The sequence below is a fragment of the Flavobacteriaceae bacterium HL-DH10 genome, from assembly GCA_031826515.1.
Classification (GTDB): Bacteria; Bacteroidota; Bacteroidia; order Flavobacteriales; family Flavobacteriaceae; genus Thalassobellus; species Thalassobellus suaedae.
Genome location: CP134536.1, coordinates 3,325,568 through 3,348,329, shown reverse-complemented (window position 1 = coordinate 3,348,329; position 22,762 = coordinate 3,325,568). Strand labels below are relative to the sequence as shown.

Below are 22,762 nucleotides of genomic sequence, written 5' to 3'. Positions count from 1 at the left end.
TTCTAACGAAATCATATTACCGCGTTAAACACAAGGGAATAACATAACAAGAAAAAACTATGAAATTAGAAAAGATATTAGACAAACTTGGATCATTAGAAAAAAACTCGTTTATAAAAATCATTGACAATATCATTTCAAAAAACCCGAAAAACAGCAAAGAAATCAACAAAATATTGAGCTCTTCTGATAAAGGACTAAAATCGGTTGACAATCAAAATATAAGTAAAATTTTCGCTTTAACTTCAAACGAATTTCTAGAACACACAAAGTGTGAGTTTCAAGAAATCACTTCACAACTTGATATTTTAATAGACATTATAATTCGCGATGGAAATTGCATAATGAAACAAGATTGGTTTTCAAGATTGTACGAAACCGAAATAAAACAACTAAAAAACAAAATAAAAGCCTTAAATACAGATTTTGAGAACGAAAAATCAGAATTAAGTGAAACAAGAAAAAGAGATTACAAAATTTATAAATCATGCTTGGATACAGCATATTATAACGATGAAGAAAACAATCGCGAAGCTAAAATCTCACCTGACGAACTTTCAATAATTCTTACACTTTCTAAGCAGCTTGGACTTTCGCAAGAAGAAATTAAACTAATTAATTATTCCATATTACCAATCAAAAAATTAGATATTCAAGATGTTATAAAAGGGCTTAAAAATATTGGTGTAATATTTTATTCTACAAAGGAAAACACAATTTATGTTGCAGATGAAATGGTTAGGCTTTTACGAAAAATTCGCAAAAAAGAAATTGCAGAAAAATTCTATCGTAGAACTTTAAAACTTTTGAGAGAACCAATTATAAATCAAATCTCAAAAGACCACAATATTGACAGAAAACTGACTTATTCCCAAAAAATTGAGGAAATAATTAAAGAAGGCATTTCGTTTACCGATTTATTATTGTCAGATATCTATAAAGCAGGAAGCACCTTAACTGAAAAGAAAAAAACTTTAAATGAACTTTGCGAAAAAGGACTTAATATTAAAAATCTAAAAGGAAGCACATTAGATGATAAAATCAGTAGTTTAATTACTTATTTTGATAATATAGAACGTGATGAAAAAGTTGGCATTTCTGTTGATGGTTTTGATAAACTTCTATCAGAATTGAATACATCTTTACCTAAATTAAATAAACAGATAAAAGAACAGTTTGAACTTCAAGACGAATTTGTTTTAAAAGCAGACTTTCTACTGGATTACAATATAAAACCAAGAGATATTTTAGACTTAATAACAAAAGTCGACAGAACAAAATTCATTAAAGATAACGGGGTAAAACAAAGAGGAGATGATATTTTAAATATTCTCGAGCACTATAAAGATGTCGAAAACTTATATTTAGAAAACTATGAAAACGTAGCATATAGAAATCTAAACCTACTTAAAGAAAACGGAATCATAATAAAAGAAAGCGAATTAGGATTAAAGTTTGAGGAACTTACTTGTGTGATTTTTAATGGACTTGGTTTTAATGTTGATGACACCTTTAAAAATCAACTAAATACCAAAAAGGATATGATGGATATTCTTTTGAATTTAGGTAATCAAGAAATTATTATTGTAGAATGTAAAACGAGTAAAGAAAGAGGTTATAATAAATTTAGTTCTGTTTCAAGACAATTAAAGTCCTATCAAAATTTAGCATTAAAAAACGATTTAAGAATTGTAAAAATTTTACTTATAGCACCAGAATTTAGTGATGATTTTGTGACAGATTGTGAAATGGATACAGAAATGAACTTGTCTTTAATTACAGCTTCTACTCTATCGAATATCTTTGAGGCTTTTAAAACATCAAAATATTCAGAATTCCCACATGTACTATTTAGAGATATTGTAATTAACGAAGAAAGAATATTAAAAGCAATAAGTAAATAATATCATACTAAACTCATAAATATAAAAGCATCACCAAAGTCATTTCGACGCGAGGAGAAATCACATAGAGAAACTAGAAAAAAGCATGAGCTAAGTTACAATTATTTATGAGATTCCTGCCTCCTCAGGAATTTTCAATTCCATTTCCAAACATAAAACAGTAACTTTACTTCCAAAACCAAACCATGGCAACCACTTTCGCTGCAATAGATTTTGAAACCGCAAAAGGACATCACATTTGCTCTGTTGGTATTGTAACGTTTAAAGATGGTGTTATTATAGACGAGTTTCATGCGTTAATACAACCACCAAACAACGACTATAATTGGCACAACCAACAAGTGCATGGTATTACAGAAGATGACACTAGGTTTGCGCCGAAATTTAATGCTGTATATCCTGAAATTAAAAAACGAATTTCTGGCATTGTTACCGTGGCCCACAACGAGTCTTTTGACAGAACTGTTTTACTAAAAACGATGAAGGATTATAACATTCCGCAATCCGATTTAATTATGAAAGACCGTTGGGAATGTACACTTAAAATTTACCGCAAAAAAGGCTATAAACCTGCAAAATTAGATGCGTGCTGTAAAGTGCACAATATTGCTTTGAAACATCATGATGCGTTGTCTGATGCACGTGCCTGTGGCAAGTTGTTTTTAATTGCTCAGTTTGAGCGTTTACCTTTGTTTTAGAGGTATAAAAAACATTATTACTTACTGATAGTCAAAGTTAACACTAGACTTGTTTTGCGTTCCTTAGTCATTTCGACGCGAGGAGAAATCGCATAAAAATGTTTAACACAGAGACTGTGATTTCTCCTTGCGTCGAAATGACAAATCGATTATTTTAAACTTAGTAGCTAACTTTATTAAGATAACTTCCCCTTAGCTATCAAGATTCTTAAAAATCTAGTCTCTATCCATATACTTGCCTTTCTTACTCCCTTCATACATAACATATTTAACTAAACGCGATTCAAGTTTTGCATTAAATAAATGTATTTTTCTAGAAGGTCGTAACCCTACATGTTTTAAAGCATCTAAATTAGATGTAATAAACCATGCATCGGTACCTGGGTAATTCTGTTTTAGGGTATCGCCAATACTTTTATAGAATTCTTCCATATCGATATTTAAACGCTCACCGTATGGTGGGTTAAACACCATGTGTAGTTTCTCGTCGCCTCCTTTTTGAGTTTTAAAGAAATCTTCGTGTTTTACTTCTATAAAATCTTCTAATTGGGCATTTTTCACATTTTCTTTAGCTTTGGTCACCGCACTTGGTGCTTTATCGTAACCAATAATTTTATGATGAAAATCGCGGGTTTTCCCCAATAATGATTCTTCTATTTTCTCGAATAAATCGACATCCCAATCGCTCCAACGTTCGAAAGCAAATTCTTTACGCATGAGGTTTGGGGGTATATTACAGGCTATCATGGCAGCTTCAATAAGCATGGTTCCCGAACCACACATGGGATCCATAAAATCGGTTTGTCCATCCCATCCCGATAACATAATAAGTCCTGCAGCCAAAACTTCGTTTATAGGTGCAATATTAGTAGCTGTTTTATAACCACGTTTGTGTAAGGAATCGCCAGAAGAATCTAGCGAAATAGTACATTGACGTCTATCGATATGCACATTTATTTTAAGGTCTGGAAATTTTAAATCGACATTGGGGCGTTCGCCCGTGGTATCTCTAAATTTATCTACAATAGCATCTTTTGTTTTTTGTGCTATGTAAAGCGAATGTGAAAACAAATCGGAATGAATAGTCGCATCTACAGCCAAGGTTCCTGTTTCTTTTAAATACAGTGACCAATCCATAGCATAAATTTTATCATACAAATCTTTTTCACTATTTACAGTAAAGCTATGTATCGGTTTTAATATTTTAACAGCGGTACGCAGCGCTAAATTAGCTTTATACATAAACCCTTTATCGCCTGTAAAAGAGACGTTACGCGTACCTTTTTTAATGTGTTGCGCCCCTAGTTGGGTGAGTTCTTTTTCTAATAATTCTTCAAAGCCAAAAAGGGTTTTGGCTACCATTGTAAAATTTTCTTCCATTTTTCTTATCAAATACCTTGCAAAAATAACGTAATTTTGCGGCAAACGTTAAAGTTTATTGATAATTCGGGTTAAGGATTGATGCGGCATCCTTTTTTGAGGTACGAGAAAAAGATATAGCGGAAAGCCTGACCTTATGTTGTAAAAACAACATAAGGTAACCCAAAAAAACAACTATGACCAAAGACACTAAAAAATGGTTTACCTCGTGGTTTGATACGCCATTTTACCATACTTTATACAAAGATAGAGACGATACGGAAGCACATGCTTTTATGGACACACTTACCGATTATTTAAATATTCCGGAAGGTGGTACTATTTTAGATTTGGCTTGTGGCAAAGGGCGACATGCTTTATATTTAAACAAAATAGGCTACCATGTTACGGGTGTAGACTTAAGTGAAAACAGTATTGATTACGCGAAGCAGTTTGAAAACCATTCGTTGCATTTTGATGTGCATAATATGTGTAATCCGTACCACAAAAAGTTTGATGCCGTTTTTAATTTGTTTACTAGTTTTGGGTATTTTGAAAAAGATGAAGACAACCTAAGCACGATTAAAGCTATAAAAGAAGACCTTAACGAATTTGGTTTTGGGGTGATTGATTTTATGAATAGCGAATTTGTTATTGATAACTTAGTGCCTGAAGAGATTAAAACGGTTGATGGAATTGAATTTCATTTAAAGCGTTATGTAGAAAACGGTTATATTGTAAAAGATATTAATTTTACGGTTGATGGGATTTTATATAATTTTCAGGAACGTGTAAGAGCCTTTACTTTAGCCGATTTTGAAGCGCTTTTTGAAAAAGCTGGTGTGTTTTTATTGGATGTTTTTGGCGATTATAAATTACGTAAGTTTAACACCAAAACATCCGACAGATTAGTCATGATTTTTAAATAGTAATAATTTACAATAAATTATACTCACACTTGTGGGCTTTATTTTTTTAAATGAATAAATTTATTTTCCCTATTCTAGCGGTTATTTTAGGAGTTGTTATTGCAACGGTAACTAATAACAAAAAATCTTGGAATACTAAGCTATTACTCTCTTTTAGTGGTGCTTTTTTACTGGCTTTAACCCTTTTTGAATTACTACCCGAAGTTTACGAACACTTAGACACCAAACTTACCGGACTTTTTATTATGTGCGGTATTATGTTGCAAATAGTTTTAGAGTTATTCTCTAAAGGCGCCGAACATGGCCATGTACACATACACAAAAACGAAACGGCTTTTCCGTGGCTATTGTTTATTAGTTTGTGTATTCATAGTTTTTTAGAAGGCTTTCCAATACATGAACATAATGATATGGTTTATGGTGTATTGGTACATAAAGTGCCTATTGCTACTTTAGTAAGTATGTTTTTATTTCAGTCGAATTTTAGCAAATTACAAGTTACAGCCTTTTTAGTAGTTTTTGCTGCTATGACACCATTGGGAACATTAATTTCTAATACATCGGGGATACCAGATAATTATGTGCATATTATTAATGCTATAGTCATTGGCATCTTTTTTCATATTTCTACTACCATTTTATTTGAAAGTGGCGAAGGACATAAGTTTAATTTATCGAAATTTATTGCTATTATTTTAGGTGTTGGTATTGCTTATATGATATAATTAATTCCTGCGAAGGCAGGAATCTCATAAATTTAAACAGAATTAAAGAAAAACAGATTCCTGCCTGCGTAGGAATGACAAAAATTGAAATAATAAAATTGATGAGATTCCCTTGTTCAAGGGAATTTAAAAGACAACTTTTTGATGTTTAGTAAAGAAGAATCACGCAAATTAAAACAAGAATTTTGGACAAGTTTTGGGAAATCATTTCCACGGAAATGGATTTTATACAACACCAAACTTAAAGGTTTAAGTTTTAAATTTCATTTTGATACAAAAAGTGCTTTAATAGCTTTAGATCTTGAAGACGATTTAGAAAACCGTATTAAATACTGGGAAAAACTAGAGGCTTTAAAATCTATTTTACTTGATGACTATATGCCTGATGCTATTTTTGAAGAAACCTATTTTTTAGACAATGAAAAAGAAATATCTCGTATTTACTTGCCTTTAGAACAAAAAGTATCTATTCACAACAAAAACACTTGGCGTGATGTTATGGAGTTCTTTAATAAAAACATGGGCTTATTTGAAGCTTTTTTTGAGGAATACAAAGAGGTTATTGAGGGGTGAAATTGATTTTTGATTAACGAATTACAATTGGTGATTTTTGAATTACTGAGACTGTAAACTATATTTGTTTCTCCATCTCATAATCATCCATAACAAAACCATTACCAATATCTTCAACTGTAGATGCTGTTTTTACAAATCCCATTTTTTCATAAGCAAGCATAGAATTGGCATTATACTTATTTACATTAAGTTTTATAATGGATATCTTTTGAGCCTTAGCCATAGATTCTATATATAACATGACTGTTTTCGCTATCTTTTTTCCTCTATATCCTTTTAAAATATATAATTTACTAATGTATAAATAATCCGATTTGTTTTCAATGGCAGTATAACCTACAGGTTCGTCATTATAAGTCAGCCAATAAAACTTTACACCAGCTTTAACACGTTCTTCAATACTTTTTACAGAATTATACTTTTCAAGCATATACTCTATCTGCTCTAAACTAATTATTTTTATATAGTGCTCATGCCAAATAGTATGTGCTAACTTTGAAATACATATATAATCGGCTTTTGTGGTTGCTGGCTTAATTTTAATCATTTTAATCATTTTAAACACTATTAAATTACATAGAAAAATATCATAAAAAAATGAAATACAGCACCTGCTAAAACAAACAAATGCCAAATAACATGATTATACGGGATTTTTTGAATGGCATAAAAAATAATACCTACAGTATATGCTAATCCACCAGCAAAAAGAAACAAAATACCATGGCTTCCTATAATTTCTGATAATTTAGAAAAATCGAATACAATAAGCCATCCCATTACTAAATATAGTAATGTTGAAAAAAGTTCAAAGCGCCCAGTATAAAACAGTTTTAAAACCACACCAAAAACAGCGATTCCCCAAACGACCCAAAAGAGTGTCCAACCACTACTTTCACTAAGTGTAATTAATAAAACAGGCGTATACGTACCAGCAATAAGCAAGTATATGCTAATATGATCTACAATTCTGAAGTAATGTTTCTTCTGTTTGTTTTTTACAGAATGATATAAAGTAGAAGCTGAAAATAAGACAATAATAGATATCCCATAAACAATAACGCTAAACAAACTCCAATTGGTTTTATAGCTATTAAAAATGATAAGTAACACAAGGGCTGCAATACAAAACAAAGCACCGATAGCATGCGTTAAAGCATTTAACTTTTCTTCTGACGCTGTTTGAATACGCATACGTTATGGGGCTTTAGAATGCTGTAACCATTTATTGGTTAAATCGTAAAAATCAAATGGAACAGCAGACTTTTGACGTACTAACCGTCCGCTTTGAAAATTACGTTGCAAAACATCTTCAATTAAATAATCTTCTTTTTCATTAACAGGGTCGAATTCCTTTTTTAAAGAAATATCAAACATACTCGCTGTTGTATTATACCAAAAGGCACGCCAGCCATTGCGTAACTCTTTTACTAAATTAAAAGTAGTGCGTCCGGTTTGTCTGTGTATTAACTTCACAAGAATTTGACCTTCTGTACGTGTCATCTTTTTTAATTCATCAGAAAACTCCCCTTCAATATACTTTTGAATCATCTTGGTATAACGTCTTTTATCACGAGCTTTTGTCATTGTTTCCAAACGTGTATTTAACGAATCTAATCTATCTGCAGCCATTTTAGCATATGGATATACTTTTATCGTTTTTCTACGTAAAATTAAATAGCGAATACGATCTTTTTTACTATCAAACTTTAACTTATGCAAAAGCATAACCTCGTCTAAATCTATAGACGTTCTTGGAACCGAATCACCTGCTATAATAAGATATTTAACCTCTGTTGAATCTTGCACAATATCTGATACTTGTGCAAAAAGCAAAACAGGAAAAAACAGGAATATATATTTAAAATATGGCATCGATAAAAATAATGGGACTCTAATAATTCAAAATTACTAATTTCCATTGTTTAAAACATTTTTTTTGTATTTATATTATTATTTTAGTGCAAAACTTTTATACATGGCAAAGAAGAGCATTCTGAATAAAAAGTCGATGGACTTTCTTGAAAAATATTTAAACAACGCTGCACCTACGGGTTACGAATGGGAAGGACAAAAACTATGGATGGACTACCTTAAACCTTATGTAGATGAATTTATTACAGATACTTATGGTACTGCTGTTGGCGTTATAAACCCTAAAGCAAAATACAAAGTGGTTATTGAAGGACATGCTGATGAAATTTCGTGGTATGTTAATTACATAAGTGATAACGGACTTATTTACGTGATAAGAAATGGTGGTAGCGACCACCAAATAGCACCAAGTAAAATTGTAAATATTCACACAAAAAAAGGTTATGTTAAAGGTGTTTTTGGATGGCCTGCTATACATACAAGAAGTAAAGAAAATGAGCAAGCACCTAAACCAGACAATATAACTATTGATGTTGGAGCAAAAGACAAAGACGAGGTTGAAAAAATGGGGGTTCATGTTGGTTGTGTTATTACTTATCCAGATGAATTTCATATTCTAAATGGCGACAAATTTGTATGCCGTGCTTTAGACAATCGTATGGGAGGTTTTATGATTGCCGAAGTAGCTCGTTTACTTAAAGAAAATAAAAAAGAACTTCCTTTTGGCTTATACATTACTAATGCTGTACAAGAAGAAATAGGATTACGAGGTGCCGAAATGATTACACAAACCATTAAACCTAATGTGGCTATTGTAACCGATGTAACGCACGACACTAGCACACCAATGATTGAAAAGAAAACACAAGGTGATTTAGAAATTGGAAAAGGTCCTGTTGTTGCTTATGCGCCAGCAGTACAACAAAAGTTACGCGATTTAATTACGGAGACTGCAGAAGCTAAGAAGATTCCTTTTCAACGTTCTGCTCTATCACGCGCTACTGGAACAGATACCGATGCTTTTGCTTACAGTAACGGCGGTGTTGCCTCTGCTTTAATATCTTTACCGCTTCGCTATATGCATACTACCGTTGAAATGGTACATAAAGATGATGTTGAAAACGTTATAAAACTAATATACGAAACACTACTTAACATAAAGGATGATGAATCTTTTAGTTATTTTAAATAATAATTTTTACGATTCCCGCTTTTGCGGGAATCTTTTTTTAAAGTAATTATTTTATGGACGAATACATAGATATTGTAACTAAAGAAGGTAAGCCCACTGGTAAATCTGAACTTAAATCCATTATACACCAAAAAGGATATTATCATAATACCGCTCATATTTGGTTTTATACTGCAGATGGCTTTATATTATTATCGCAACGATCTGCTAAAAAAACAATTTGTCCATTAATGTGGGATGTCTCGGTTGCTGGACATATTGATGCTGGAGAAACTATAAAACAAGCTGCGATTAGAGAAACTGAAGAAGAAATAGGTATACCCATTTCTGAAACCGATTTAAAAAAAATAGGGGTGTTTGAATGTTTTAAATCTTATGGAACCGACATTAAAGATAACGAATTTCATCATACTTTTTTAACAGAATTAAAGTTTCCTATTTCTCAATTAACACCACAAGAGGAAGAAGTTGAAGCATTGAAATTGGTAACATTAAATGAGTTTAAAAGGCTTATTGATACTATAAAAAATAATAAGAATCATTTTGTTCCTTCAAACAAATTATATTACGAATTTGTTTTACAAGAAATAAAAAAAACTTTAAGCTAAATGTATTTATATCGAGTTATTACAACTCATAGCTGTAATTATTTTGTTTAACTATTACAAAGCTAATTATGTAAAATAATCCAAACATTTACTTATTTATAGATTTTATACTTGGTTTTTGGGCTGGCGTATTGGTATCTTTATTTATTGGTCTTGTTTTCTTAAGAACATCTATTAAGCGATATCGAAAATAATTCGAATTTTAATATTATTCATTAAAAAAAGGGAGCCTATTAACTAGCTCCCTTTCTAACTTATAACCTTTATAAAAAACGATACTTTAAAATTAACCTTATTAAAATAGTTTTTTAAAACAAACAACCCTAATTGCATTTTACTTTCATATTACAAAACTAGACTGTAACTTTTCCCAACCCTTTGAAAGTAAAATAAACAGGTAGTCATGTGAGATTATAGTTACTGATTAATAGCTCTGCAAATTTGATAAATCACTTTGATTAAAGCATTATTCAAGACTACGCATTTATTACGCAAACCTTTAAAACAAAGCGATTAAAGCCTTTTTACTTAAAAAAAGTAAAAAAAATCTTAGGACAAAAAAATTAAAAACAAATTAAAATGTAGTTTCAAGATGTTCGGATAAAGTTGTATTATCAAGATTGATTTTTTTAGTAATACGATAGCGTTTACTCTCAATAGCTCTTACAGTAGTGTTTAAAAAAACAGCTATTTCTTTATTTTTAAAACCAATGAATAAATAATAACAAATAATGACTTCTGAATTATTTAATTGCGGATATAACTCATGAATTTTTTTAAAAAAACCTACATTCAAATCGTTAACTAGCTCTAAATGGCTTTCTGTTTTATCTAAAAGTGTTGAAGAATTAAGGTGTAATTTTTTGTAAAAATCTTTAATACTTTGTCGTAAACTTAAAGGATCATTAATAGCAGCAATTGTTTTAACTTCTTTTTTTAAATTTACGATATACTCTTCCAATCCTTGAACTTTAACAGTTAGCTTTTCGTTATTAGACTTTAAATACGAAAGATCACTTTCTTGATTTGAATAACCACTTAATTTGAATTTATTTTTTCTGTAAAACAAAAGGTATAAAAATCCGATAAAAATTAATATAAATATCAATACAACAACTAATACACCATTAAGGAACTTTTTTTCGCTTGCTTTTTTTAACTCTAACTCAACTTTTGAAAGCGTATCATTAATAACTAGACTAGCTTTAAGGGTATTTTTATATATTTTTTTCTCATACATTGATAATGAATCGATATAAGCCTTAGAAGCATTCATATCTCCTGAAAACTTATAAGCATCCGAAAACATCTTATAGTAGTTCCCGATTTTTTTACCTCCCATGTAATCAAATAACTTCGACGATTTGTTTAAATAAAAAAATGTAGAGTCTATTTGTTTGTCTTTAAAATAAACATCTGCCTTGCATAAATTTAAAGCGACTTCAAAAGACAAGTAATTATACTGTGTAAAAGACTCATCATTCTTTAAAGCTTTAAAATCATTAAAATACTTATTCGCATTTTTATAATCATTAAGATTTAAAAAATTAGAAGTTAACATGTAGGTAGCAAACAAATAAAAATACTTATCGTCTATTTTTTTATATCTATCTATATTTTCTAATATCAACGTATTACAAGCCTCATAATTTGCATCCATAAACTCAACATAAGCATACGTTTGCTCTACTTCTATTAGACCATACTCATAATCACAAGATTCATAATGTTTCTTTGCGCGTTCTAAATATTGATAAGCTGTAGAATCCTTATTAACAAAATACATGTTACAAAACAACTCTAAACAAGCTTCTCCAGCTACTCTACAATTATTTTCTTTTTCAGCATATTTAAGTGCCAAAATAAAGTTTTGATTTAACTCTGAATATTCCTTAAAATCGTCATTAATAAGAGCCTTTATTGAATAATAATCGGCTAAACTTCCTTTAATATTTTTTGTTAAAGGTTCTGGGATAGAATCTAAAAAAGCCAGTGCTTTTTTAGAACTTATATCAATATAAACATCTGCTGAATCAACAAAACGGTGATAATTTTCATTTACCTGACTGAAACCAGACAAATGCAAAATGATAACAAAGAGGTATGAAAATAATATTTTAAAAGAATAAACATCTTTAGTCATTACTGAGTACTATACTATTATTTTAATAAATATACAAAAACAGGTAAAACTAAGTTAAAATAACATACAAAACATTACAACTTGTATAAAACTAAAAATTCAATATTCGTTGTATTATGCCCATTATTTGGTTTTTTGAATTGTAGATTTGATGTATGTCTAACCGAATATCTAAAATCAAATTGCACCTTACCCATATTATAACTTAAACCTAATCCAAATATATCTGAAAAGGCATATCCCTTTGCTAGTCTTTCGGTAGATTTATTAGATATCATAGGACCTATACTTCCAATAGCATACCCACTAAATGTTTTAAAAATATGATACCTAGCTATAAACCCTAAGTTTAACCCATACTCTTTAATAGTTCTTTTTTGAGTGTACAATGCTTGTTTTTCTAAATAATCATCACCATCAGTAGGCTTTATAAAATATTTATTTAGTAATTGATGCTCAACTATATTATAACCTGGTTCTATACTTAGTTCATAGTTCCAATGTTTTTTTTCTAATATCTTATAATTAATTATCGCTTTATAAAAAGTAACATCATGACTATAGTCTTTTGAATTAAAAGGAAATCTACTTTGCCCCCCAAACCATAAGAAATTCCTATTTTTAAATTTTCTTTTTTAATTTGGGCAATTATTACATTATTTGTTAATAAAAATAATACAATTATACATTGTAGATTAAACACTTTTTTCATTTATAACACCTAACCTTTTACAATTTCAGCATGATACATAAACGAATCTTGCCAACGTTCAAAACGAGCATCAAATTTATCTGAAAACACTAAATATTGACATTTACTAATACTTTCTGGAGTTCTAGTTACTTCACCAAAATTATTGTTTCTAAATAGAAACTCGGCATCTTCAACAATACACATTTGCAACTTATTGAGATTAATCCCATTTAAAAAAAATATTTTATTTAACCGCTTTGGTGTTGCAATAACAATATCGGTTCCAAAATAAATTTCGTCCTTTTGGTCGTCTATACTTTTTTCATCGTAAGCGCAATACACGCGTAAATTGGTGCCTCTTTTAAATGCATTAAACTCTAACTCTAAATCTAATGCCGCTTGTTTATCTTTTACAAAAATCAATGCACGTGGTGCATCTTCAAAAGCATGCTTTAATTTTTGAATAACACTTATAACCAAACTAGACGTTTTTCCAGAATCCTTTGGAGCAATTATAAACAAACTTGCACCTCCTTTTATTTTTGAAAGAATTTGTTTTTGTAATGGTAAAGGAGCATCAAACCCCTTGCTCTTAATAATATCTTTAAGTGGCTCAATTAACTTTTTGAATGGCATAGATCGTGTTTTTTTTCAATTGGCATCAAATATAAGGTTTTCAAAATCCATAGTTGGAATGTTAAAAACAAAAAAAGCGTTCATTTCTGAACGCTTTTTAATATTAGTCACTCTATAATTTAGAATTCCAAATCTGCTACTAAATCAAATTCATCGTAAATAGCTTTATCTTTTAAGTCATCAAAGAAACTACCAGACTTATATTCAATTCCGTATTTAGTTCTATCTACTTTTAAAGAAGTAGTTGCTTTATTTCCGTAAATAGAAATCACAAAAGTTATTGGGTTTGTTTTCCCCTTAATTGTTAAATCACCTGAAACAGTATATGCATTTTTTCCTGAAGCTGTTACCTCTTTAAATACTAAAGATGCTGTTGGATGATTTGTTACTCCAAAAAAGTCATCAGATTTTAAATGACCATCTAATTTCCCTTTATATTCGCCTTGTAAATCTGTAGAGTTTATAGTAGTCATATCAATAACAAATTCACCGCCAACTAATTTATCTTCTTCAAAAACTAAATTACCAGATTGAATCGCAATAGTCCCTTCATGAGATCCTGTTACTTTATAACCTTTCCAAACCACTTTACTTTCATCCTTTTTAATTTCCTTTGTTTCTTTTTCAATATTTGTAAAAGAAGCTGATACTAATGCAACGAATGCAACGAATACTAATTTTTTAACTGTATTTTTCATTTTAATGTAACTTTTAAATTTAATTAATTTTTATACTCCAAAGGTATGAAACATCTTATGAGCAAAAAATAAGGTAGGTTATAAAATAATGTTAATTTAGTTTAACATTTACTATTCTAAAACAAGCTGGCTTTTTATTTTACTTAAAAATTCTTTTGTAATACCAAGGTAAGAAGCTACCATATATTGCGGAATACGCTGTTCTATTTCTGGGTATTGCTCTCTAAAAAGTAAATATTGTTCTTTCGCAGCTAAACTAAAGCCTCTCACAATTCTTTTTTGAGAAGCTACAAATGCCCGCTCGGTTATTTGTCTAAAAAAACGTTCTAGCTTAGGTATTTCTTTGTATAATTCTTCATTAACTTTATGTGAAAACATAACAACTTCAGTATTTTCTAAACACTGAACATTAAAATCTGCTGGTGTTTGTGTTATAAAACTCCCCATATCGGAAGCCCACCAATCTTCAATTCCAAACATAAGAATATGTTCCTGTCCGTCTTTATCCACATAAAATGTTCTGGTACAACCCGATAAAATAAAACATCCATATTGACAAACATCACCTTGTTGCAATATGTATTGTCCTTTTAAATAGTTTCTAATAGTAAGTTTAGACTCTAAAAAAGTAATTTCCTCATTAGTTAAATCAATATATTTACTAATGTATATTAAAAGTGGTTGTAGTTTTTTATTAATCATTTTACGAATCTAACAAATGTGTATGGTAATTAATTTGATCAAGGTGATAATTTAAATAGACTACTAAATGGTTTAAAAAATATTTAGCAGTTAAAGTAAAAATATAACTCATTTTATTAGTATCAAATTTAGTAATAATAACATTGTTTTATTAAATGATTATTGGGTTTTTATTCAATTAAATTCTTCTAGGTTTGCGTTATGCAAAAAAATAATACATTCAAGTTAGAATTTGTTGCTCTTATGGCAGCTTTAATGTCTACAGTAGCACTTTCTATTGATGCACTACTACCCGCATTACCGCAAATAGGGCATACATTAGGTGTTACTAACCCCCATGACAATCAATTATTAATCACCATGATTTTTCTTGGACTGGGATTTGGGCAATTAATATTTGGACCTTTATCTGATAGTTTTGGCAGAAAACCTATTGTTTTTATAGGTTTTGCTGTATTTATTATAGCTAGTATAATTTGCGTTACTACCAAAAGTCTTGAAATTATGATAGTTGGACGTATACTTCAAGGTATTGGCTTATCATCACCAAGGAGTTTAAGTATATCTATGATTCGTGATGAGTATAGTGGTGATTATATGGCAAAAATTTTATCTATTGTTGTCATGTTTTTTATTTTAATTCCAGTGATAGCTCCTACCCTTGGTCAGTTTTTACTCAACTTTTTTAACTGGGAATCTATTTTCTATGTCAATCTTATTTTTGGAGTTTTAATAATGATTTGGTTTTGGCTACTCCAACCTGAAACCTTACCTAAAGAAAAACAAATAAAATTTACACCACATTTGTTCATCGATGGCATTAAAGAGTTTTTTAAACACAAAGAAGCTGTTGCTTTTACCTTAGTTTCTGGATTTATTACCGGTTCATTCATGGTATATTTAAGTACTTCTCAGCAAATTTTTCAAGAACAATATAATCTTTCAGATATGTTTCCATACATCTTTGCTAGCTTGGCTATTTCTATAGGCTTAGCTACTTTTTTAAACAGTCGTTTTGTTGTAAAATATGGTATGATGCGTATTGCGTATGCTTCTACAATTGCTTATGCTACTATATCTATTTTATATGTTGTTTTATTTTGGTCTGGACAAAACCCAAGTATTTTTATTCTATTAAGTTTTTTTGCTTTACAGTTTTTTGCTGTCGGATTTCTTTTTGGGAATTTAAGAGCTTTAGCCATGCAACCTTTAGGACATATTGCTGGTATTGGTGCTGCTATTAATGGTTTTATTTCAACGGTTATGGCTGTACCTATAGCAAATTACATAGGAGGTTTTGTGAAAATTTCGGTATTACCCCTATTTATTGGATTTTCAATTTTTGGAATTCTATCACTTTTAGTTTTTATTATTTTGAACCAAAAAACTAAATTAGTTACTATTTAATTTTTTCTCTTCCTTTAAGCTAAACTTACAAAAGGTACTTTAAAATAAATTTAATTATTTACAGCATATCACGCTTTAATTTGAATATTTTTATAATATTTATTTATATTGAGCAACATGAAATGCGCAATCAATATCACTAGATAAACATATAATTTTAATGAATACAAATAATTCACAATTCACAAAATATGAAGACAACAATAATGTGTGGTTGTCTCAAAAAAACAATCAAGAATTTAACTTTACTGATTATGGCGTAACACCCACCATTCTTGAGAGTGAAGCTCAGGTTGGTCAGTCCATGTTAAATGAGCTTTACAGTACAGCAGCATCAAAAGAAGGTGATATTAATATTGCGCTTCTTGGAGGAAGAGGTGCTCAGGAGCTACACCGGTTGTTAGGAGCGTTAGCAAAATCGACAAAAGAGGATTCGCTACTCGCAAGACTGAATGTATTTACTCAAGATGCTCTTGCTCCAATGGGCATGAGTAATGGTTTTAGTTTTGTTAGGGATTTTGAACGTATTTTGGGCGATGACTTTTTCAAAAAAATAAAAAGCTTTACTCCAATGCGAACAGACACAAAAGATTTAGAGTCTGCACTTATAGAATATTTAAATAAATTGGAAGCATTAGGCGGTTTAGATATCTTTTTTATCGGTCATGGTCCAGAAGAAAACCATGCATCACACCTTGCGTACATTAAACCTTTCTCTGGCGCACAGAGTCACCATGTTGCAGGAATAATTCCAATATCTAGCAGTATTTTAGAACACCATATTAGCAAGTTTAAAGCTGGAGGAAGCGTTGTGAATACAAGTGATGAAAAGGAATGTCGATCTGCTAAATACATCCTTACTTTAGGACCAGCAGCAATATTACAAGCAAAAAAAATAGTTCAGTCTGTAGTAGATGCCGATTCCTCTCCTGCTAAAATAAAAACGTATGCAAACGTGCTTAATACTCAACTTAGTTCAAATAAAGAAGAAGCAATGCAGCAATTAAATACAAATCCTGGGTTATGGATAAAGTTACATCCCAATGCAAAATCTTTTGTACTGCCTAGTTTAGGTCTGTAAGTTAGAAAAACAAGAAAATTAGCTGAACACCCACTTAAATTTTATATAACTTTATAAAATTTAAGTGGGTATTTTGGTTAGTAACCCGAAATCGTTTACTATTAATTACTCTATACGGTAAACAAACAGCGCTCTAAACTTTTAAAAACACTTCTAAATCTTAGCTTGATACGTATACAAATCATAATACCTGCCACCTGAAGCTATCAACTCGTCGTGCGTACCTCGTTCAACAATATGTCCAGCTTCTATCACTAAAATCTGATCTGCTTTTCTTATAGTACTTAAACGGTGAGCAATCACAATAGTAGTTCTATCTTTAATTAATTCAGCTAAACTTTTCTGAATTAATGCCTCACTTTCTGTATCTAAACTAGAGGTTGCTTCGTCTAGAATAATAATTTTAGGATTTGCTAAAATAGCACGCGCTATTGCCAATCGTTGACGTTGTCCGCCAGATAATTTCACACCCCGCTCACCTATCAATGTATCTAACCCTTCATCAAACCTATCGGTAAACTCATTTACATAAGCAGCTTTTACAGCGTTTTGTAATTCTGCTTCTGTAGCATTGGGTCTCGGAAACATAATATTTTCTTTGATAGTACCTTCAAATAAAAACTCATCTTGTAACACCACTCCCAAATACTGGCGATAACTACTCAAATTAACCTTAGATAAATCTTGATTATCTATAGTTACTTTCCCTGATTTAGGCGTTAAAAACGTAGCTGATAATCCTGCAATAGTCGATTTTCCAGAACCTGAACTTCCTACCAAAGCTATTACCGATCCTGCTGGTGCTTTAAAATTGATGTGATTCAAGACCTCTTTCCCTTCTTCATATGAAAATGATACATCATCAAATTCAAGATCGCCTTTTAAAGTCTCTAACTGTATATTTCTTTCTTGTGCATCTTCCTCTGCTGTCATATTCATAAGCTCTTCGGTTCTATCCAAACCTGCTAAAGCTTCGGTTAATTGGCTTCCTATGTTACTCATCTGCACAATAGGCGCTATCATAAAGCCAAGTATTAACGTGAAGAATAGAAACTCACCTGTAGTCATTTCTCCTAAAATCATATAATAACCACCAATACCCATAATACCTGTGGTGGCAACACCTATTAAAAAGGTTGAAGAACTCGTCATAAATGCCGTGGCTGTTAAACTCTTTTTTACATTCTGAAATAGTTTATCAACTCCTTTTTCAAACACGTCGTTCTCTTGTTGTTCGGCATTAAACGCTTTTATAACACGAACGCCTGATAAGGTTTCGGTAAGACGCCCTTTTACTTCGGCATTTATTTTCCCTCGTTTTCTAAAAATAGGACGAATGTATTTAAAAGCTCTAAGCGCAATATATCCGAAAATAGAAAGTGGAACAAACACAAAAAGGGTCATCCACGGATTTAGTTTTATTAAAATAATTAAAGATACAATGGCTGTAAACGATCCGCCAACCAATTGTACTAAGCCAGTGCCAATAAGGTTTCTAACGCCTTCTACATCGCTCATAATTCTAGAAACCAAAGCACCCGACTTTGTATTATCGAAAAAACTAATGGGTAACGACAGTACTTTTTTCTGTACTTGAGCCCGTAATTCGCTAATTAAATATTGCGCTTGTACACTTAAAATACGAGTGAGTAAAAAGGAGGTTACAGCCTGAATTGTAATAGCAGCTATAACAATACCTATTAAATAATAAAGTTGTGTATAATCTTTATTTGGTACCACTTCGTCTAACAATACTTTACTTTGCCATGGTAAAATTAAACCCGATAAACTTCTAATAACTATCAAAATTAAACCAATAAAAACCAAATTTCGCCTTGGCCAAATAATAGTTTTAAAGGCTTGTGCCATGGTGACTTTAGACTTTGTTTTGGTTTTATCTTTAGGAGATTCTTTTAAATGTTGCATTCCAATATTTTTAATAGAAGTAGTAAGCGAAATTAACTATTCTTTACAACGAATCATATAAATAGTGTTTAATAATTAAAAGTGTCTAGTTTTTAAAAGTTTATACTTTGCACATAAGTAGAAGTTCTTATTGTTTTTTTAGTAAGAAAATTCTACTTTCGCTTATCAACTGATATAAGTCATTAAAACGGACGTGTATTGTTAAAGTTGTACGTGATTTGACTTCCGAAAAATAGCTATGAATAAAAATTGTATTTGGTGTCTTAAAGATGAATCTGAAGTGCCTTTTGAAAAAAAGGCTCACACAATACCAATATCTTTAGGAGGAGAAAATTACTTTAAAAATATTTGTGATAACTGTAATTCATATTTTGGGAATAGAGATAGTACATCAACTAACTATTCTATCGAAGAAGCTTTAAAAGAAGCATTTAACATTTCAAGAAAACGACTTTTAATCCCTGAACGAACAAAAAGAAAAGTTGGTAGATTCAAATCAAAATTTTTTGAAATTAAAGAAAAAAAGGGAAACTAAAACTGAATGTGAAACTTTCCTTTAAATTTACTTCTGGCTTCCAAACAGAACTTTGTAGAAACTTCAAGAGAGGTTTATATAAAATGGTTTATGAAGAATTAAATCGTCAAAATAAAATTGAAAAAGAATTAAACCATGAGATAATTCGAAAATTTGCAAGATACAATCAAGGAGATTTACCTGTTATTTATTTCAATCGTACTTTTGGAGCTATCTTTCTGATGAAAGAAGAACCTGCTAAAACAATACTTTACTTTGAGAGAATGAATTATTTATTTTCAAATGAAAAATTTATTGAAATTGAGTTTTTGGGTCACGTTTTTGGTTTTCCAATAACAAAATTCACTGAAAACGAGTTTAAAGATTATTTAAATCATTCTATAAAATTAAAAAGAGATTATTTTAACAGTTATGTATTAATTAATAAAATGACTGACATTGATATTACATTAAGTATTTTGAATTAATAAAAAAACGTACTACAACGTATAAAAAAATTACTACATTAGTGCTTAATAAAAGTTATTTGCCCTTTTTTTTGTTAGCTTCTGATTTTCCTTTGGAAAATCCTCGCACTTAAACACGCAACAAACCATATAAAACACGATAATCAAACCCTACTCCACCCGCTCAATCCGAGCGCCAATAGCACGTAAACGTTCATCAATGTTTTCGTAACCACGATCTATTTGTTCAATATTTTGAATGGTAGATGTTCCTTTTGCAGAAAGTGCTGCAATAAGTAATGAAACCCCCGCACGAATATCTGGTGATGTCATGGTAGTTGCTTTTAGTGTCGATTTAAAATCATGACCAATAACGGTAGCTCTATGCGGATCGCACAATATAATTTTAGCGCCCATATCAATCAATTTATCAACGAAAAACAAACGACTTTCAAACATTTTTTGATGTACTAAAACACTACCTCGTGCTTGTGTTGCTACAACCAAAATAATGCTTAATAAATCTGGTGTAAACCCTGGCCAAGGTGCATCAGAAATGGTTAAAATAGAACCATCAATAAAACTTTGTATTTCGTAACCATCAGTATGCGCTGGAATATGAATATCGTCACCTTGTTTTTCAACCGTAATTCCTAATTTTCTAAATACGTTTGGTATCACGCCTAAATCATCCCATGAAACATTGGTAATGGTTAGCTCACTTTTAGTCATAGCCGCTAAACCTATCCAACTACCAATTTCAATCATGTCTGGTAGCATCGTATGGTCGGTACCGCCTAAACTTTCAACACCGTCAATAATCAACATATTAGAACCAACACCACTAATTTTAGCGCCCATTCTATTCAGCATTTTACATAATTGCTGTAAATAAGGCTCGCAAGCTGCATTATAAATAGTGGTTTTTCCTTTTGCTAAAACTGCTGCCATAACAATATTGGCAGTTCCTGTAACTGATGCTTCTTCTAGAAGCATATAGGTTCCTGTTAAATACTCAGCTTCAACACCGTAAAACTGGTCTTCTTTACTGTATCTAAATTTAGCACCTAGTTTAATTAAACCTTCAAAGTGCGTATCTAAACGACGACGACCAATTTTATCACCTCCTGGTTTAGGAATGTATCCTTTTCCAAAACGCGCTAATAAAGGTCCAACAATCATGATAGATCCTCGTAAACCACGTCCGTCTATTTTGAACGCATCCGATTCTAAATATTCTAAATTTAGTTTATCAGCTTGAAAAGTATAAGTCCCACGAGACAACTGCTCTACTTTAACACCTAGTTTCTTTAATAAACTGATGAGTTTATTAACATCTACAATGTCTGGAATATTATTAATTGTAACCAGTTCTGGAGTAAGTAAAACCGCACATAAAATTTGCAAAGCTTCATTTTTTGCTCCTTGAGGCTGAATACTCCCTTTTAATTGGTGACCACCTTCAATTTTAAATGTTCCCATACAATTTTTTAGTAGCGTTTTCTTTGGCGATTACTTGGGGTATTCTTTTTAGAATGTCCTCCTTTTTTGCTCGTACTACCATATTTAGTTTTTGTACGAAGCAAACTTGTAGAATCTGACAACTCTTCTTTAGAATTTCTTAAATCTATTTTTCCTTTTGACAATTCAAATAAATGACCAAAAATAACATCATCTTCAACAGTATCTTTATTCCAATTTAAAAAACACTTTTTCATGTGATTTGCAATGGTATATGTTAAAGCTTCTTTTAGCTCGCCATCTTCCCATGTGTTTGCTACATCTATCATCGTTTTTATATTATTTCCGTAAAAACGATATTTTGGAAAATTCTGTGGATATTTTAAAGGATCTGGACGTTCTTCATAAATTTCCTTTGTAGGTATTTCGTATGGAGAGTCAACATCTAATTCAAAATTAGACATAATAAAAAGTTGATCCCAAAGTTTATGCTGAAAATCTGGAACATCCCTTAAATGAGGTTGCATGTTACCCATTACCGATATAATAGCTTTAGCTAATTTATCGCGTTCTTCTTTTGTTTCTCTGCTTTTAGCGTAATTAATCATTTTCTGCATGTGTCTTCCGTACTCTGGAATGATTAAATGCTCACGCTCTGTGTTATATTCTAAATCGTCTATCAAAATTTATTGTGTAGAGTTAAATATTTTTGCATGTAGTTGTTATGCTTGCGCAAAATACAAAAAAAAACTAAAGACTTATAACGCCCTCAACCTTTTCTGCAACTTCTTTATATTTACCTATTACCGCATCGGGGTTTCTCATTAAAACATTAATAGATATACTCGTGTATTTTCCGTTTTTAGATTCGGTTGTATGTATAACAGCCCCAATATTATTAAATAAGGCTTCAACTAATGCTATTTTTTCATTATCAGATTTAACAATGAATTTATACAAATACTCAGACGGCCATTGGGATGTATCGTATAATTGTATTTTTAATTTTTCGTAAAATTCTTCTGAATTTGGAGGTGTACTCATACTATTTTTTTATAAGTTACAAATATACTATTTTCATGTGTTAATCTTTATAATTTTTCAACTGACGCATATAACATTCACACAATATTAACTATTTGGTGTAGATGTTTTCACTTGTATTTT

General features: G+C 30.8%; 24 protein-coding genes. 11 read left to right on the top strand and 13 right to left on the bottom strand.

Features of this window, described 5'->3' with window-relative positions:
• Positions 1 to 59: 59 nt before the first annotated feature.
• Complete coding sequence (locus RHP49_14170) at positions 60 to 1,904, top strand: hypothetical protein (protein WNH12032.1); 1,845 nt, start codon at positions 60 to 62, stop codon at positions 1,902 to 1,904.
• 185 nt (positions 1,905 to 2,089) lie between these two features.
• The gene (locus RHP49_14165) at positions 2,090 to 2,602 is read left to right on the top strand and encodes a 3'-5' exonuclease (protein ID WNH12031.1); all 513 of its coding nucleotides are present in this window, start codon (positions 2,090 to 2,092) and stop codon (positions 2,600 to 2,602) included.
• A gap of 216 nt (positions 2,603 to 2,818) precedes the next feature.
• Here RHP49_14165 and RHP49_14160 read toward each other — a convergent pair whose 3' ends face one another.
• Positions 2,819 to 3,982: a THUMP domain-containing protein gene (locus tag RHP49_14160; protein ID WNH12030.1), complete on the bottom strand. Its 1,164-nt coding sequence runs from the start codon at positions 3,980 to 3,982 to the stop codon at positions 2,819 to 2,821.
• A gap of 176 nt (positions 3,983 to 4,158) precedes the next feature.
• Between RHP49_14160 and RHP49_14155 the strand changes: the two genes are divergently transcribed.
• The 3 genes from RHP49_14155 (at position 4,159) to RHP49_14145 (ending at position 6,188) form a co-directional block, all read left to right on the top strand.
• Complete coding sequence (locus RHP49_14155; protein WNH12029.1) at positions 4,159 to 4,890, top strand: class I SAM-dependent methyltransferase; 732 nt, start codon at positions 4,159 to 4,161, stop codon at positions 4,888 to 4,890.
• A 50-nt stretch (positions 4,891 to 4,940) separates the two neighbouring features.
• A complete protein-coding gene (locus RHP49_14150) occupies positions 4,941 to 5,615 on the top strand; it encodes a ZIP family metal transporter (GenBank protein WNH12028.1) in 675 nt (224 codons plus the stop codon).
• 144 nt (positions 5,616 to 5,759) lie between these two features.
• Positions 5,760 to 6,188, top strand: coding sequence for a DUF4268 domain-containing protein (locus tag RHP49_14145; protein ID WNH14434.1), 429 nt, complete (start codon positions 5,760 to 5,762; stop codon positions 6,186 to 6,188).
• Between the two features lie 58 nt (positions 6,189 to 6,246).
• On the opposite strand, the gene RHP49_14140 is transcribed toward RHP49_14145, so the two are convergent.
• The 3 genes from RHP49_14140 to RHP49_14130 are packed head-to-tail and all read right to left on the bottom strand — an operon-like array spanning position 6,247 to position 8,066.
• Positions 6,247 to 6,738 carry a GNAT family N-acetyltransferase gene (locus RHP49_14140; GenBank protein WNH12027.1) on the bottom strand — a complete coding sequence of 164 codons (492 nt, stop codon included), beginning with the start codon at positions 6,736 to 6,738 and terminating at the stop codon, positions 6,247 to 6,249.
• A gap of 20 nt (positions 6,739 to 6,758) precedes the next feature.
• Entirely contained in the window at positions 6,759 to 7,385 is a 627-nt protein-coding gene (locus RHP49_14135; GenBank protein WNH12026.1) for a hemolysin III family protein, read from the bottom strand.
• 3 nt (positions 7,386 to 7,388) lie between these two features.
• Entirely contained in the window at positions 7,389 to 8,066 is a 678-nt protein-coding gene (locus RHP49_14130; protein WNH12025.1) for a DUF4294 domain-containing protein, read from the bottom strand.
• Positions 8,067 to 8,169: 103 nt separating this feature from the next.
• On the opposite strand from RHP49_14130, the gene RHP49_14125 reads away from it, so the two are divergent.
• Positions 8,170 to 9,258, top strand: a complete 1,089-nt coding sequence (locus RHP49_14125) for a M42 family metallopeptidase (protein WNH12024.1) — start codon at positions 8,170 to 8,172, stop codon at positions 9,256 to 9,258.
• Between the two features lie 53 nt (positions 9,259 to 9,311).
• Positions 9,312 to 9,866, top strand: a complete 555-nt coding sequence (locus tag RHP49_14120; GenBank protein WNH12023.1) for an NUDIX domain-containing protein — start codon at positions 9,312 to 9,314, stop codon at positions 9,864 to 9,866.
• 574 nt (positions 9,867 to 10,440) lie between these two features.
• Here the strand turns inward: RHP49_14120 and RHP49_14115 are convergent.
• From RHP49_14115 to RHP49_14095, 5 genes are all read right to left on the bottom strand, one after another.
• Positions 10,441 to 12,009 (bottom strand): hypothetical protein, encoded by a 1,569-nt coding sequence (locus RHP49_14115; GenBank protein ID WNH12022.1) that lies wholly within the window; start codon positions 12,007 to 12,009, stop codon positions 10,441 to 10,443.
• A 74-nt stretch (positions 12,010 to 12,083) separates the two neighbouring features.
• Positions 12,084 to 12,440 (bottom strand): acyloxyacyl hydrolase, encoded by a 357-nt coding sequence (locus RHP49_14110; protein ID WNH14433.1) that lies wholly within the window; start codon positions 12,438 to 12,440, stop codon positions 12,084 to 12,086.
• A 290-nt stretch (positions 12,441 to 12,730) separates the two neighbouring features.
• Entirely contained in the window at positions 12,731 to 13,339 is a 609-nt protein-coding gene (locus RHP49_14105) for a DEAD/DEAH box helicase (protein ID WNH12021.1), read from the bottom strand.
• A gap of 119 nt (positions 13,340 to 13,458) precedes the next feature.
• Positions 13,459 to 14,037 carry a YceI family protein gene (locus RHP49_14100; GenBank protein WNH12020.1) on the bottom strand — a complete coding sequence of 193 codons (579 nt, stop codon included), beginning with the start codon at positions 14,035 to 14,037 and terminating at the stop codon, positions 13,459 to 13,461.
• Between the two features lie 111 nt (positions 14,038 to 14,148).
• A complete protein-coding gene (locus RHP49_14095; protein WNH12019.1) occupies positions 14,149 to 14,739 on the bottom strand; it encodes a Crp/Fnr family transcriptional regulator in 591 nt (196 codons plus the stop codon).
• 201 nt (positions 14,740 to 14,940) lie between these two features.
• Here RHP49_14095 and RHP49_14090 point away from each other — a divergent pair, with 201 nt between their 5' ends.
• Positions 14,941 to 16,146, top strand: coding sequence for a multidrug effflux MFS transporter (locus RHP49_14090; protein WNH12018.1), 1,206 nt, complete (start codon positions 14,941 to 14,943; stop codon positions 16,144 to 16,146).
• 160 nt (positions 16,147 to 16,306) lie between these two features.
• A complete protein-coding gene (locus tag RHP49_14085) occupies positions 16,307 to 17,227 on the top strand; it encodes a hypothetical protein (protein ID WNH12017.1) in 921 nt (306 codons plus the stop codon).
• A gap of 153 nt (positions 17,228 to 17,380) precedes the next feature.
• On the opposite strand, the gene RHP49_14080 is transcribed toward RHP49_14085, so the two are convergent.
• Positions 17,381 to 19,153 carry an ABC transporter ATP-binding protein gene (locus tag RHP49_14080; protein ID WNH12016.1) on the bottom strand — a complete coding sequence of 591 codons (1,773 nt, stop codon included), beginning with the start codon at positions 19,151 to 19,153 and terminating at the stop codon, positions 17,381 to 17,383.
• Positions 19,154 to 19,391: 238 nt separating this feature from the next.
• On the opposite strand from RHP49_14080, the gene RHP49_14075 reads away from it, so the two are divergent.
• Complete coding sequence (locus RHP49_14075) at positions 19,392 to 19,688, top strand: HNH endonuclease (GenBank protein WNH12015.1); 297 nt, start codon at positions 19,392 to 19,394, stop codon at positions 19,686 to 19,688.
• A gap of 83 nt (positions 19,689 to 19,771) precedes the next feature.
• Positions 19,772 to 20,155 carry a hypothetical protein gene (locus RHP49_14070; GenBank protein WNH12014.1) on the top strand — a complete coding sequence of 128 codons (384 nt, stop codon included), beginning with the start codon at positions 19,772 to 19,774 and terminating at the stop codon, positions 20,153 to 20,155.
• Positions 20,156 to 20,305: 150 nt separating this feature from the next.
• Here the strand turns inward: RHP49_14070 and murA are convergent, their stop codons facing one another.
• From murA to RHP49_14055, 3 genes are all read right to left on the bottom strand, one after another.
• Positions 20,306 to 21,616, bottom strand: a complete 1,311-nt coding sequence (gene murA, locus RHP49_14065) for a UDP-N-acetylglucosamine 1-carboxyvinyltransferase (GenBank protein ID WNH12013.1) — start codon at positions 21,614 to 21,616, stop codon at positions 20,306 to 20,308.
• 8 nt (positions 21,617 to 21,624) lie between these two features.
• Complete coding sequence (locus RHP49_14060; protein WNH12012.1) at positions 21,625 to 22,278, bottom strand: DUF4290 domain-containing protein; 654 nt, start codon at positions 22,276 to 22,278, stop codon at positions 21,625 to 21,627.
• A 67-nt stretch (positions 22,279 to 22,345) separates the two neighbouring features.
• On the bottom strand, positions 22,346 to 22,639 hold the full coding sequence (locus RHP49_14055; GenBank protein WNH12011.1) for a DUF493 family protein: 294 nt from the start codon (positions 22,637 to 22,639) through the stop codon (positions 22,346 to 22,348).
• Positions 22,640 to 22,762: the final 123 nt, after the last annotated feature.